We start from the raw sequence: 13,012 nt of genomic DNA, 5'->3' as shown, positions 1-13,012 counted from the left end.
GATGACAGCCGTCTTAAGGCCCGGTGAGCCTTGCCCCGCCACCGCGCCCGCCGCCCCGCCGTCACAGCCGATCCGACCCGCTCGCCAGCACGGCCGGCTGACCCGCCCGCCGTCACGGTCGAGCTGATCCGGCGCCGCCGGACGCCGCGCCGGGTCAGCCGCATGGCGTTCAGGCCACGTACTCCCGCAGGTGCCGGGCCGTCAGGGTGTCGGCGTCGGCGACCAGGGAGGCCGGCGGGCCGGTGAAGACGACCTCGCCGCCGTCGTGGCCGCCGCCCGGCCCGAGGTCGATGATCCAGTCGGCGTGGGCCATGACGGCCTGGTGGTGCTCGATCACCACGACCGTGTTGCCGTCGTCGACCAGGCGGTCGAGCAGGCCCAGGAGCTGGTCGACGTCGGCCAGGTGGAGGCCCGTGGTCGGTTCGTCGAGGACGTAGACCGACGACTTCTCGGCCATGTGGATGGCCAGCTTCAACCGCTGGCGCTCGCCGCCCGACAACGTGTTGAGCGGCTGGCCCAGGCGCAGGTAGCCGAGGCCGACGTCGACCATGCGGTCGAGGATGGCGCGGGCCTGGCCGGTGGTGAAGAAGTCGCGGGCCTCGGTCATCGACATGCCGAGGACCTCGTGGATGTTCTTGCCGCGCAGCGTGTAGCCGAGGACCTCGGCGGTGAAGCGCCGGCCCTCGCACTGCTCGCACACCGACGACACCCCGGCCATCATGGCCAGGTCGGTGTAGATCAGGCCGATGCCGTTGCAGCCGGGGCAGGCGCCCTCGGAGTTGGCGCTGAACAACGACGCCTTCACGCCGTTCTCCTTGGCGAAGGCGGTGCGGATCGGGCCGAGCAGGCCGCTGTAGGTGGCGGGGTTGCTGCGCCGCGAGCCCCTGATCGCGGTCTGGTCGGCGACGACCACGCCCTCGCGGCCGGACAGGTAGCCGTGGATGAGGGAACTCTTGCCCGACCCGGCGACGCCGGTCACCACGGTCAGCACGCCGAGCGGGACGTCGATGGCGACGTGCTTCAGGTTGTGGAGCGTGGCCCCCGAGATGGAGATGTGGCCGCGCGGGGCGCGTACCCGGTCGCGCAGTCTGGCCCGGTGGTCGAGGTGGCGGCCGGTCAGGGTGCCGGAGGCGCGCAGGCCGGCGACGTCGCCGGTGTAGCAGACGCGGCCGCCGTTCTCCCCCGCGCCGGGCCCGAGGTCGACGACGTGGTCGGCGATGGCGATGACCTCGGGCTTGTGCTCGACGACCAGCACCGTGTTGCCCTTGTCGCGCAGCATGAGCAGGATCTCGTTCATGCGGCGGATGTCGTGGGGGTGCAGGCCGACGGTCGGCTCGTCGAAGACGTAGGTGACGTCGCTGAGGCTCGACCCGAGGTGGCGGACCATCTTCACGCGCTGCGCCTCGCCGCCCGACAGGGTGCCCGAGGGGCGGTCGAGGCTGAGGTAGCCGAGGCCGATGCCGACCAGGGAGTCGAGCAGGCCGCGCAAGCCGGTCAGCATCGGCCTGACGCTCGGGTCGTCGATCGTGCGCAGGAACGCGGCCAGGTCGTTGACCTGCATCGACGAACATTCGGCGATGTTCACCCCGTTGATCCTGGACGACAACGCGGCGCGAGTCAGCCGGGTGCCCCCGCATTCGGGGCACGGGGCGAACACCACGGCCCGGTCGACGAACGCCCTGATGGCGCCCTGCATCGACTCGCGGTCCTTGGTCAGGTAGATGCGGTTGACCTTGACGACCAGGCCCTCGTAGCTGAGGTTGTTCGAGCCGACCCTGACCTTGGTGAGCGGCTTGTTGAGGAAGTCGTCCCACTCCTGCTCGGTGAAGTCCTTCAGCTTCTTGTCCGGGTCGTAGAAGCCGGGGTTGGCCATGATCTGCCAGTACCAGCTGTCGACGTGGAACTGCGGAACGGTGATCGCGCCCTCGTTGATCGACTTCTCGCGGTCGACGAGCTCGCCGACGTCGATCGTCGAGACCTGCCCGAGGCCCTCGCACCGGGGGCACATGCCGTCGGGCAGGTTGAACGAGAACGCCGTCGACGGCCCGATGTGGGGCCGCCCGAGACGGCTGAAGACGACGCGGAGCATGGTGTAGGCGTCGGTGGCGGTGCCGACCGTCGAGCGCGAGTTGGCGCCCATGCGCTCCTGGTCGACGACGATGGCGGCGCTCAGGTTGTGGAGCGCGTCGACGTCGGGGCGGCTCTGCGACGGCATGAACGACTGGATGAACGCGGTGTAGGTCTCGTTGATCATCCGCTGCGACTCGGCCGCGATGGTGCCGAACACCAGCGACGACTTGCCGGACCCGGAGACCCCGGTGAAGACGGTGATGCGGCGCTTGGGGATGTCGAGGGAGACGTCGGCCAGGTTGTTCTCCCTGGCCCCCCGCACCTGGATGACGGTGTGGGAGTCGGCCGCGGGCGATGCGTTGAGGGGAGGCAGCACCCGGGAGAGCCTAGACGACCGGAGCGACGCTCCGGCCCGCCCGCGCCCGGCCGGCCGCGAGCGCGACGGCCGCCCAGACCGCCGGCACCGCCAGCCCGGCCCAGGTGCCGACGGGCTCCAGCCCTCCCTGGACGGCCAGCCCCGCCTCCATAGGCGAGACCCACGCCAGCCGCTCCTGCCAGACGGGGTCCTGGACCATGCGGGCGACCAGCGGGAGTCCGTACAGGACGCCGAGGGTGACCCCCATCGCCACCGCCGCGTCGCGGACCAGCGCGGCCACGCCGAGGGCGAGCTGCGACACCAGGACGAGGTAGACGATCGACCCGGCCACGGCCGTCGGCGTGACGCCGGGCCCGACGGCCGCCGACACCGGGATCGCGACCAGCGCCCCGGCCAGCGTCGCGCCCCCGGTCAGCAGCGCCTTGGCGGCGAGCAGCCGCCCCCGGCCCGGCACGGCGAGCAGCGACGTCGTGATCATGCCGGTGGCGTACTCCCCCGACACCACCCCGACGGCCAGCGCGACGACGGCGACCTGCCCGGCGAGAACGCCGGCGAGCGACACCCGCGAGGGGAGCACGTCGCAGCAGGGCACGAGCGCCGTGGCGGCCGCCCCCACGCCGACGGTCACCACGACGAGCAGGACGACGAGCCACGGGAGGCCGGGGAGGGTGCGGAACTTCGTCCACTCCGACCGGATCGCCGTCATGCGTCCCTCCGGCGCAGCATCACCACGGCCGCGGACAGGGCCGCCGCCGCGTACAGGCACGTCACCGCGAAGCCGCCCCACGGGGGCAGCGGGTAGTAGCCGAGAGCCGGGACGGAGTAGTCCTCGACCTGCGGATACGCGGGGATGCTCTGCTGGATCGCGAACCCGGCGGCCGGGGTGACCCGCAGCAGCCACTCGGCCGCCGGCGCCGGGATCACCGAGGCCGTCGCGAGCAGTTGCGGCAGCAGGACCAGCAGGATCGTCGTGATCACCGCCGCCGCGCTGCGCCGGAACAGCGCGCCCAGGGCGAGGGCCAGCACGGCCGTCACCGCCAGCAGCGCCGCCGTGCCGACGACGACCCGGACCTCGGTGAGCACGGTGACCGGCGCGATGGCGTTGTTCCGGTCGCGCATGAGCCGGAGCCCGGCCGGCACCGCGATCGCCGCCGCGACCAGCCCGCCGGTGAACGTCACCGCCGCGACCACGACGGCCTTGGCCGGGAGGATTGCGGTCCGGCCGGGAGCGGCGGCCAGCGTGGAGGCGATCAGGCCGCGCCGGTATTCGGCCGTCACGAACAGTACCCCGACGACGATCACGGCGATCAGGCCGATGGTCGCGCCGCTGAGCGTGCGTTCGATGACCGCGCCCCCGTCGATGCCCGCCGGGGCGATGTCGCCCGAGCCGGTGAGCTGGATCGTGCTCCCCCAGTCGCGCGCCGAGCCCACCGACAACGACGGCGCGCCGGGTTCGCCCCCGATGTCGTCGTGCGTCCACGTCCCGGACGTCCCCTCGACGGCGGCGTTCTCGAACCTGCCGGTGACGTTGGTGAGGCGGCAGGCGCCGACGACCCCGCCGAGCGAGCCCTGGCCGAGGGTGACGTCGCAGGGGGAGGCGGCGAACAGCCCGATCACCGCCGGTCCGGCGAGCCGGGTCGTGGCGACGGCCCGCCATGACCTGCCGTCGGGCGAGGTCTCGCCGGTGAGGACGTCGCCGGTCCGCGAGAGCCGCAACCACGGGTCGCGGCCGGCCGCGCGGTCGTTCACGAAGTCGTCCTGCACGCGGGTGCCGTGGTCGCCGGTGACCATGAGGGCCGTGTAGGCGGACCCCGGGGTGAGGTCGCGCTTGACCATCACCCCGACCTTGGCCCAGGGCACCACCCCCGCGACGATCGTGTCGTGGTCGGGCGGCGGGTAGGTGATGACGCCGCTCACGCCGGTGACCTTGACCGTGATCGCGCCGTCGCCGGGCAGCGCCTGATGGTAGAAGGAGAACCGGTCGGTGACGGCCTGGCCGCCGGGCCCGATCGGGATCTCCGGGCAGACGTTCCCCTGCGGCCCCTCGCACGAGCGGACCGTCCCGGCCGCGCCCAGCAGCCCGACCCCGGCGGTGAGCAGGACCGCCACGATCGACCCGGCGATCCAGCCGCGCACCGTGCGGAACTTGGTCCATTCGGACCTCAGCAGCGCGATCACCGGAACTCCACGCTCTCTCGGGTGAGCTCCATGTAGGCCTCCTCCAGCGTCGCCCGGTGGGCGCTCACCTCGGCGAAGGGCACCCCCGCCGCCGTCAGCGCCGCGACCGTCGCGGCCCCCGCCAGCCCCGACACGGTCAGCGTGTCGGCCCCGGTCACCGTCACGGTCGCGCCCGCACGGGCCAGCGCCTCCATGGCGTCCTCGCGGGCGGTCGTGCGCAGGGTCACCCGGCCGTCGGAGGCGGCCGCGATCAGGTCGGCCACGTCGCGGTCGGCGACGACGCGGCCGCGACCGGCGACGACCAGGTGCCCGGCGACGTCCTGGAGCTCGCTCATCAGGTGGCTCGACACGAGCACCGTGCGCCCGTCGGCCGCCAGCGACCGCAGCAGGCCGCGGATCCACACGATGCCCTCGGGGTCGAGCCCGTTGAACGGCTCGTCGAACAGCAGCACCGGCGGGTCGCCCAGCAGGGCCGCCGCGATGCCGAGCCGCTGCCGCATCCCGAGGGAGTAGCCGCCCGCCTTGCGCCGCGCGGCCTCGCCGAGGCCGACCAGCGCGAGCACCTCGTCGACCCGGCGCGTGCCGATGCCCTGCGAGCGGGCCAGCCAGAGCAGGTGGTTGCGGGCGGTCCTGCTCGGCTGCAGCGCCGAGGCGTCCAGCAGGGCGCCGACGTGGGTCAGGGGCCTCTTCAGGGTCCGGTACGCCACCCCGCCCACCAGCGCCGACCCCGCGTCGGGCCGGTCGAGGCCGACGACGATCCGCATCGTGGTGGACTTGCCGGCCCCGTTGGGGCCGACGAACCCGGTGACCACTCCTGGCCTGACGGTGAAGGTCATGTCGTCGAGGGCCCGCGTCGCGCCGAAGCGTTTGCGGAGCCCGTTGACGTCAACGGTCACGTTCATGCTCCGGAACCCTAGGGTCGGGGCCGCGGCGGGGCGTCCCGCCGGGGAGCGGTCTCGGGATAGCTCGTACGAGGGATGCCACGTGCTCCCCCGAGGGGCAGAATGACCTGCGTGAACGGGCGTGTCGTCGCAGGTCTCCTCGTGGTGGCCGCCTTCGGCCTGGGGGTGTCCGAGTCGACGGCCCTGGCGCTGGTGGGCCTGGCGACCACGTTGCCGCTGGTGCTGCTGTGGCCGCAGCGCGCGGCGGCCGCGGTGCTGGTCACGGTGGCGACGGTGGTGTCGGTGACGGCCTTCCGGCATCCCGCGTACGCCGGCCTGGCGGCCACCATGATCGCGCTGTTCCGTCTCGGCGAGACGTCCGGCCGGTCGGCGCTGGCCTGCTCGGTCCCGTGCCTGGCGCTGGCGCTGACCGGGCACGCCCACGTGGCGGCGGCGCTGGCCCCCAGCGCCGCCCTGGCCGGGATCGCCTGGCAGGCGAGGAGCCGGGCGCGGGTGACCGCCGCCGCGCGCGACGTGATCGAGGAGAGCCTGCTGCGCCGCAGCGCGGCCGCCGAACGGGCCAGGATCGCGCGGGAGCTGCACGACGTGGTGGCCCACCACATCTCCATGGTCGCCGTCCAGGCCGAGACGGCTCGGCTGGCGACCCCCGGTCTGCCGCAGGCCGGGGCCGACCGGCTGCGCGCGATCGGCGACACCGCGCGGAGCGCGCTGACCGAGATGCGCCGCCTGCTAGGTGTGCTGCGCGAGGACACCGGGCCGCCGGAGCGGGCGCCCCAGCCGGGGTTGCGGGAGCTGAACGCCCTGGTCGACACGGCCCGCGCGGCCTCCGGCGGCACCACCCGGCTCATCCTGCGCGGCACGCCGATCCCCCTCGATCCGGTGGCGGAGCTGGCGGCGTACCGGATCGTCCAGGAGGCGCTGACGAACACCCGGCGGCACGCCCCCGGTGCGGCGGTCGACGTGGAGTTCGCCTACGGCGACGGCGTGCTGCGGGTGGTGGTCCGGGACAACGGGCCCGCCGTCGACGACCCGGTCGAGGGGCTGGGCCTGGCGGGCATGCGGGAACGCGCGGGCGCGGTGGGCGGGACGTTGCGCACCGGCGCGGTGCGCGGCGGCGGGTTCATGGTCGAGGCGATCCTCCCCGGGACGACCACGTGATCCGCGTCGTCATCGCCGACGACCACCCCGTCGTCCGGTCGGCGTTCGCCGACCTGCTGGCCACCCAGCCCGACTTCGCCGTGGTCGGCACCGCCTCCGACGGCGCGGAGGCGGTGCGGGTGTGCGCCCGCACCACCCCCGACCTGGTGCTGATGGACGTCCGGATGCCCGTGATGGACGGCATCGAGGCCACCCGGCGGCTCTCCCCCGGCGCCCGGGTGCTCATCCTGACCACCTTCGACCTCGACGAGTACGTCTACGACGCGCTGCGCGCGGGAGCCAGCGGCTTCCTGCTCAAGGACGTCACCGCCGAGCGCCTCTTCGACGCCGTCCGGGTGGTGGCCGCCGGGGAGGCGCTGCTCGCGCCCACCGTCACCCGGCGGCTCATCGGCGAGTTCGCCCAGCTCCGGCCGAAGGTCTCCGTCGAAGGGCTGACGCCCCGGGAGACGCAGGTGCTGCGGCTGATCGCCGAGGGCCTGTCGAACCCGGAGATCGCGGCCCGGCTGACCGTCACCGAGGAGACGGTGAAGACCCACGTCAGCCGGGTGCTGAACAAGCTGGGCCTGCGCGACCGGACGCAGGCCGTGGTCGCGGCCTACGAGTCGGGCCTGGTGGTGCCGCGCTTCAGAGGGTGACGTCTCACGGGATCACGTCGAAGGTGGCCATCATGGCCATGTCCTCGTGTTCGAGGTTGTGGCAGTGGAAGACGTACCGGCCCGGATAGCCGTCGAACCGGGCGATCACCTCCACGGTCTGCGCCTCCCGCAGCTCGACGGTGTCCTTCCACTCCGGGTTCGGCGTGCCGTCGGCCATCACCTGGAAGTGCGCCAGATGCAGGTGGATCGGGTGGCTGACGTCGCTGGTGAAGCGCCAGATCTCGGTCGCGCCCAGTTTCACCGTGGCGTCGACCCGGTCGGCGGCGTACGGCCTGCCGTTGATCAGCCAGCCGGTGCCGCCGTGCATGGTGCCGCTGGTGAACTCGAAGTCGCGGGTCACCGTGGCCGAGGCCGGGTCGAGCCGGTCGACCCGGGAGAGCACGGCCGGGACGGCGGAGTCGTCGGGGGCGTCGCGGTCGACGTCGAACCGCATGACGCGGCCGTCGCCGGCGAGGTCGCGCAGCTCGACGCGGTCGCCGATCCGGTGGGCGGCGAAGTCGACGACGAGGTCGGCCCGTTCGCCGGGCGACAGGCGTACCGAATCGAGGGTTCTCGGCGCGGGCAGCAGGCCGCCGTCGGTGCCGATCTGGACGATCGGGCCGCCGGTCGACAACTCGTAGGGCCGGGCGTTCGACGCGTTGACCACCCGCAGCCGGTAGCGGGCGCGGGCCACCTTCAGCACGGGCCACGGCGCGCCGTTGACCAGCGTGACGTCGCCCAGCACCCCGCCCATGTAGGCCTCCTTGGCGCCGGGCCTGCCCGGCACGCCGGGGTAGGGCATCGTGCCGTCGGCCGCGAAGGAGCGGTCGCAGATCACCAGCGGGATCTCGCGTTCGCCCTTCGGCAGCGGCAGCGCGTCCTCCTCGTCGTCGCGGACCAGGAACAGCCCGGCCAGCCCGCGCCAGACCTGCGGGCCGGTGTGGTCCATGCGGTGGTCGTGATACCAGAGGGTGGCGGCGCGCTGCGTCATCGGATAGTCGTATTCGCGGATCGCCCCCGGGTGTACGAGGTCGGTCGGATGCCCGTCCGAGGCCGCCGGGGTGTGGCCTCCGTGCAGGTGCAGCACGGTCGGCGCGGCCAGGCCGTTCCTGAGCCGGACCACGGTCCTGCGGTCGCGGCGGGTCTCGATCGTCGGGCCGGGGAAGACGCCGTCGTAGCCCCAGATGGGCGTGCGCAGCCCCGGGAGGATCGTGGCGACCGCCTGGCGGGCGGTCAGGTCGTAGTGGTCGGCGTCGCCGCGCCGGACCGGGCGGGCCACCGGCGGCACGGGCAGCGGGACGGCGAACGGCCGAGGCAGTGGAGCGGTGCTGCGCAGGACCTGCGGCACCGGGGTGCCCGCGAGCAGCGAGCACCCCGTGACCAGGGCGAACCCGCCCAGGCCGATGGTGGCCAGGGCCTCGCGCCGGGTGAGCCTCACGCCGCCGCCGACACGTTCCGCCGGGCCGGGTAGAGGTAGCCGAGCGAGTGGACCACACCGCCGAACATGAGCATGCCGATCGGCACGTGCAGCGCCTTGAAGTGCGCGAATCCCAAGTACATCTGCACGAAGACCAGCAGCAGCGTCAGCGCCGCCGGGACGATCACCTTCCGGTCCTTCGTCATGATCGAGACCACCAGCGAGGCCAGCGCCGCCAGCAGCACCAGGATCGCGCTGGCGCGGTGCATCCCGCGCCCGCCCGGTGAGGCCAGCAGCAGCCCTGCGGTGATGCCCTGGATGAGGAGTGCGGCCGCGAGGACCAGCGTCACGATCCGCCGCGCGCCCAGATATGCCGTGTTCATGGGCCGATCGTCGCCGCCCGCCGAGGCCCGGCGCGTCATGCCGGGGATGGCCCGTCGCCTACGTCCGCTGCGGTAGCCGCCGACGCGTGTCAGCCCCGCGACGGTCCCGTGTCAGCGCGGTCGGCGACGGTTGACCCATCGAACAGCACGGATGCGAGGAGCACCCCATGTCCACCACCACCGCCACCCTCCAGGCGACCATCGACGAGCTCGTCGGCGACGGCATCCTCAGCGCGCAGCTGCGTCTGCACGACCGGGGCGACGTCTGGGTCGGCACCGCCGGGGTCGCCCGCCTGGGCGAGCCGGAGGGGCCGCCGGCCGACGGCCGGTTCCGGATCGGCAGCGCCACCAAGACCTTCGCCGCGACCGTGGTGCTGGGGCTGGTCGCCGAGGGCAGGTTCGGCCTCGACGACTCCGTCGCCGCCTGCCTGCCCGGCTTCGGCCTCGACCCCCGCATCACGGTGCGCATGCTGCTGCAGCACACCAGCGGGGTGTTCAACTTCACCGGCGAGTACTTCGAGGACGGCACCGTCGTCCCCGGCATCCCGGTGCTGGGCCGGGAGTGGGTGGAGGCCCGCTTCCGGTCGTACACGCCCGAGGAGCTGGCGCGGTTCGCGCTGAACAAGCCCGCGCGGTTCGAGCCGGGCGCCGACTGGAGCTACTCCAACACCAACTACGTGCTGGCCCGGCTCCTGGTCGAGAAGGTCACCGGCCGCTCGCTCGCCGAGGAGACGCACCGCCTGATCCTCGGCCCGCTCGGCCTGACCGGCACCTTCCTGCCCGGCGAGGACACCGGCGTCCCCGGCCCGCACGCCCACGCCTACTACCGCTACGAGGAGGACGGCGTCGAGAAGACGGTCGACGTCACCCGCCAGAACCCCTCGTGGATCTCCACCGGCGGCGACATGATCTCCACCACCGAGGACCTGCACACGTTCGTCTCCGCGCTGATGGGCGGCCGCCTCCTGCCGGCCCCGCTCCTGGACGAGATGCGCACCCCCCACCCGAAGGCGGGCTACGGCCTCGGCCTGTTCGTCCTGCGGGACGGCGCGCTCCTCAACCACAACGGCGGCCTGTCGGGCTACGCGACGCTCATGTACAGCACCCCCGACGGCGACACCACCCTGACCGGTTCGATCACCTTCGTGGACGACGCCGCGATGTCCCAGGCGGCGGCCTTCCAGAAGTTCGTGGAGCGGATCCTGGACGAGGTCTTCAGTCGCTGATCCGGTAGTGGTAGGCGTGGGACCGAGTGAACCCGTGCCGCTCGTAGAGGGCCCTGGCGCCCGGGTTGTCCTCCTCGACCTGGAGGTAGAGACACCGGGCGCCCTCTCCCTCGGCCCAGGCGGCCCCCGCCGCCAGGATGCGCGACGCGATCCCCCGGCGGCGGTGATCGGGGCGGGTGGCCATGCAGAAGACGCCCGCGTAGCCGTCGTCCACGGCGACGACCCCCATGCCGGCGACCTCGCCGCCCACGGTGGCGGCGAAGAAGGCGACCGGTTCAGGGATGCGCAGGATGACCTCGGCGGTGCTGACCCGGTCGTCGAGGGCCGCGAAGACCTCCGGCCAGCGGCCCCGGTCGCGGACCCGCGCCACCGAGGCGGCCTCGCCCGCGACGGCCGAGGCGGGGGCGGTGAGGATCAGCGTCGGGGCGTCGCGGCGGTAGCCCCGGGCGGCCAGCGCCCGGTCGAGTCCGGTGTGGACGTCCGCCGGGCTGACCTGGACGCAGACGGCCCGGCCGCGATCACGGTAGTAGCGCTCGACCGCCTCGATCGAGGGGTCCGCTCCGGGCAGCGGCAGCGCCGAGTTCGTGCGGCGGCGCGGCACCGAGGGGGTGTGCCGGAGCAACCAGCCGTCCCGCTCCTCGACGTGGACGGCCGGCCAGGCGCGGGCCGCGCGGCGTTCGAGCCGCCACCATTCGGGCTGGTCCATGGGCGGCACCATACACATACCGGGAGGCGGGGAGTTCGCCCCGTATTGTCTAATGGCCAGCATGGAGATCGGGTGTGACGAGTCGGGGGCGGAGGGCGAGAAGCTCATCGGCGGGGTGACCGACGTGTTCGCCCACGCCGGCGTCGCGCTCACCCTCGGCGAGGCCGAGGCCTGCATGGACGAGGTGCGGCGGCGCGCCCCCTCGCCCATCACCGAGTACAAGGCCTTCGTGATCCGGCGGGCCAAGCACCGGCTGGCCCGCCAGTGGCTGCTGGGCCCGACGGGCCCGCTCCAGGGCCGCGCCCACGTCCACCTGACCGACAAGACCCTCCACATGACCCGCCGCGTCGCCGATCTCATCGGTGAGGACGGCGACCGCCTCTACCGGCTGGGCCCGGCCGCCTTCGGCGCCCGGTGGCGGGAGCTGCTGGAGGGCTTCAACGACCTGATGCGCCCCTACGCCGACCGGTCGATCGACGCGGTGTTCACGCTGGTCGACGACCTGGCCCAGGCGCCCGGCGAGGCCGGCGACCTGCTGCGCCGCCTGGCCAAGACCCGCCCCCAGATCGAGGACCTGCGCGAGCGGCTGGCCCGCGACCCGGGCACGGCCGCGCCCCTCGACCCGCTGCTGCCGGCGATCGTGCGGGCGGTGGAGTACTGGGGCCGCGGCCGTCCGGTGACGGTCGTCCACGACCGCCAGACCAGCCTCACCGAGGAGCGGATCGAGCTGCTGCGGCGGGCCTGTCCCCTGGAGGAGCTGCGGCTGCAGGAGTCCCACCTCGACGCCCGCATCCAGGTGGCCGACCTGCTGGCCGGGATCGCCCGGGGCATCGCCGCCGACGAGCTGCACGGCCGGGGCGACCGGCTGCTGTCGGGCCTGCTCGCGCCCTACGTCGACGAACGGTCGGTCTGGGCGGACGGGTCGATGTGGATCTTGGGCGGCTGACCGGGATCCCGCTCCCCCGCCAGCGCTCCGGCCACCTCGTCGAGCCCGACCGTGGCGGCGATCAGCGGCGTCGGGTCGACCGCGCCGGAGGCGTAGCGCTCGATGGTCCCGGCCAGGCCGCCTGAGGCGCTGAGCACGCCGGTCACCCGCAGGTCCTTCAGCGCGATCACGCGGCTGTCGACCAGGCTGGGCTCCCCGGCCAGGCCGATGAAGACCACCCGCCCGCCCGGCTCGACCTTCTCCACGGCCAGCGCGGGCAGGCGGGCGGCGTTGGAGGCGTCGATCACCGCGTCGAACGGCAGGTCGGGCACCTCCGTGTGGCAGGCGAAGCCGAGCGACCGGGCGAAGGCGGTCGACAACCCGAGCAGGTGCACCTCGGCGCCCTCGGCCCGCGCGAACATGGCCGCCAGCAGGCCGATCGTGCCCGGCCCGAGGATCAGCAGCCGGTCGCCGGGCCGCAGAAGGGCCGCCCGGACGGCGCGCAGCGCGTTCCCGCCCGGTTCGACCAGCGCCCCGAGCGCGGGCCCGACGTTGTCGGGCAGGGTGTGCAGGGCGAAGACGGGCACCGGCAGGAATTCGGCCAGGGCGCCCGGACGTCCGTGCCGGATCCCGATCTCGAACCGGTCGGCGCACAGGTGCTGCCGGCCGCCGCGGCAGCGGTGACAGGTCTGGCACCCGAGCATGGTGTCCCCGGTGACCCGGCGGCCGAGCCACTCGCGGGAGACCCCGGCCCCGAGGGCGGTGACCACACCGCACCACTCGTGCCCGATCCGGAGGGGGTAGCGGGCCTGGCCGTCGTGCAGGTAGGCCATCTCGCCGGTGAAGAACTCGGCGTCGGTCCCGCAGACCCCGGCCCGTTCGACCCGGACGACCACCTCGCCGGGCACCGGGACGGGCGGCTCGACGTCCAGGACCTCGCCCTGGAACGGACCGGTGATGACGAACGCGCGCATGATCCCCTTTTCTCCCGGATCTTACGGTGACGTACCGTTTTCGGCCATCCCAAACCGCAAAG

Annotated in this window: 12 protein-coding genes; 4 read left to right on the top strand and 8 right to left on the bottom strand. The window is 73.6% G+C overall.

The window, feature by feature from the left end; all coding sequences use genetic code 11:
- Positions 1-169: 169 nt before the first annotated feature.
- The 4 genes from QSK34_RS08205 to QSK34_RS08190 are packed head-to-tail and all read right to left on the bottom strand — an operon-like array spanning position 170 to position 5,526.
- Complete coding sequence (locus QSK34_RS08205) at positions 170-2,446, bottom strand: ATP-binding cassette domain-containing protein (RefSeq protein WP_285581658.1); 2,277 nt, start codon at positions 2,444-2,446, stop codon at positions 170-172.
- A gap of 10 nt (positions 2,447-2,456) precedes the next feature.
- Positions 2,457-3,152, bottom strand: coding sequence for an ABC transporter permease (locus QSK34_RS08200; RefSeq protein ID WP_285581656.1), 696 nt, complete (start codon positions 3,150-3,152; stop codon positions 2,457-2,459).
- The gene (locus tag QSK34_RS08195) at positions 3,149-4,624 is read right to left on the bottom strand and encodes a DUF1349 domain-containing protein (RefSeq protein WP_285581654.1); all 1,476 of its coding nucleotides are present in this window, start codon (positions 4,622-4,624) and stop codon (positions 3,149-3,151) included. The genes QSK34_RS08200 and QSK34_RS08195 overlap by 4 nt, the downstream gene beginning before the upstream one ends.
- The gene (locus QSK34_RS08190) at positions 4,621-5,526 is read right to left on the bottom strand and encodes an ATP-binding cassette domain-containing protein (protein WP_285581652.1); all 906 of its coding nucleotides are present in this window, start codon (positions 5,524-5,526) and stop codon (positions 4,621-4,623) included. Before QSK34_RS08190 ends, QSK34_RS08195 begins: the two co-directional genes overlap by 4 nt.
- A 111-nt stretch (positions 5,527-5,637) precedes the next feature.
- On the opposite strand from QSK34_RS08190, the gene QSK34_RS08185 reads away from it, so the two are divergent.
- Complete coding sequence (locus QSK34_RS08185; RefSeq protein WP_285581650.1) at positions 5,638-6,684, top strand: sensor histidine kinase; 1,047 nt, start codon at positions 5,638-5,640, stop codon at positions 6,682-6,684.
- The gene (locus tag QSK34_RS08180; RefSeq protein ID WP_285581648.1) at positions 6,681-7,319 is read left to right on the top strand and encodes a response regulator; all 639 of its coding nucleotides are present in this window, start codon (positions 6,681-6,683) and stop codon (positions 7,317-7,319) included. The genes QSK34_RS08185 and QSK34_RS08180 overlap by 4 nt, the downstream gene beginning before the upstream one ends.
- A 4-nt stretch (positions 7,320-7,323) precedes the next feature.
- Here the strand turns inward: QSK34_RS08180 and QSK34_RS08175 are convergent, their stop codons facing one another.
- Together QSK34_RS08175 and QSK34_RS08170 are read right to left on the bottom strand one after the other, a co-directional pair.
- Positions 7,324-8,757 (bottom strand): multicopper oxidase family protein, encoded by a 1,434-nt coding sequence (locus QSK34_RS08175; protein ID WP_285581646.1) that lies wholly within the window; start codon positions 8,755-8,757, stop codon positions 7,324-7,326.
- The gene (locus QSK34_RS08170) at positions 8,754-9,119 is read right to left on the bottom strand and encodes a hypothetical protein (RefSeq protein ID WP_161477812.1); all 366 of its coding nucleotides are present in this window, start codon (positions 9,117-9,119) and stop codon (positions 8,754-8,756) included. Before QSK34_RS08170 ends, QSK34_RS08175 begins: the two co-directional genes overlap by 4 nt.
- Before the next feature lie 167 nt (positions 9,120-9,286).
- Here QSK34_RS08170 and QSK34_RS08165 point away from each other — a divergent pair, with 167 nt between their 5' ends.
- Positions 9,287-10,345, top strand: coding sequence for a serine hydrolase domain-containing protein (locus tag QSK34_RS08165; RefSeq protein ID WP_285581643.1), 1,059 nt, complete (start codon positions 9,287-9,289; stop codon positions 10,343-10,345).
- Here the strand turns inward: QSK34_RS08165 and QSK34_RS08160 are convergent.
- Entirely contained in the window at positions 10,335-11,051 is a 717-nt protein-coding gene (locus tag QSK34_RS08160) for a GNAT family N-acetyltransferase (protein ID WP_285581642.1), read from the bottom strand. The genes QSK34_RS08165 and QSK34_RS08160 overlap by 11 nt on opposite strands.
- Positions 11,052-11,112: 61 nt before the next feature.
- On the opposite strand from QSK34_RS08160, the gene QSK34_RS08155 reads away from it, so the two are divergent.
- Positions 11,113-11,997, top strand: coding sequence for a DUF3800 domain-containing protein (locus QSK34_RS08155; protein ID WP_285581641.1), 885 nt, complete (start codon positions 11,113-11,115; stop codon positions 11,995-11,997).
- On the opposite strand, the gene QSK34_RS08150 is transcribed toward QSK34_RS08155, so the two are convergent.
- On the bottom strand, positions 11,940-12,950 hold the full coding sequence (locus tag QSK34_RS08150) for a zinc-dependent alcohol dehydrogenase (RefSeq protein WP_285581639.1): 1,011 nt from the start codon (positions 12,948-12,950) through the stop codon (positions 11,940-11,942). The genes QSK34_RS08155 and QSK34_RS08150 overlap by 58 nt on opposite strands.
- Positions 12,951-13,012 lie beyond the last annotated feature (62 nt).

This window comes from Herbidospora sp. NBRC 101105, assembly GCF_030269205.1.
Lineage (GTDB): Bacteria > Actinomycetota > Actinomycetes > Streptosporangiales > Streptosporangiaceae > Herbidospora > Herbidospora solisilvae.
Note: the sequence above shows the minus strand (reverse complement) of the source record. Positions and strands in the feature narration are given on the sequence as shown.

Coding starts and splice junctions, on each gene's coding strand:
- QSK34_RS08165 (WP_285581643.1), top strand. CDS start 9,287: ATGTCCACCACCACCGCCACCCTCCAGGCGACCATCGACGAGCTCGTC.
- QSK34_RS08190 (WP_285581652.1), bottom strand. CDS start 5,526: ATGAACGTGACCGTTGACGTCAACGGGCTCCGCAAACGCTTCGGCGCG.
- QSK34_RS08170 (WP_161477812.1), bottom strand. CDS start 9,119: ATGAACACGGCATATCTGGGCGCGCGGCGGATCGTGACGCTGGTCCTC.
- QSK34_RS08150 (WP_285581639.1), bottom strand. CDS start 12,950: ATGCGCGCGTTCGTCATCACCGGTCCGTTCCAGGGCGAGGTCCTGGAC.
- QSK34_RS08155 (WP_285581641.1), top strand. CDS start 11,113: ATGGAGATCGGGTGTGACGAGTCGGGGGCGGAGGGCGAGAAGCTCATC.
- QSK34_RS08200 (WP_285581656.1), bottom strand. CDS start 3,152: ATGACGGCGATCCGGTCGGAGTGGACGAAGTTCCGCACCCTCCCCGGC.
- QSK34_RS08160 (WP_285581642.1), bottom strand. CDS start 11,051: ATGGACCAGCCCGAATGGTGGCGGCTCGAACGCCGCGCGGCCCGCGCC.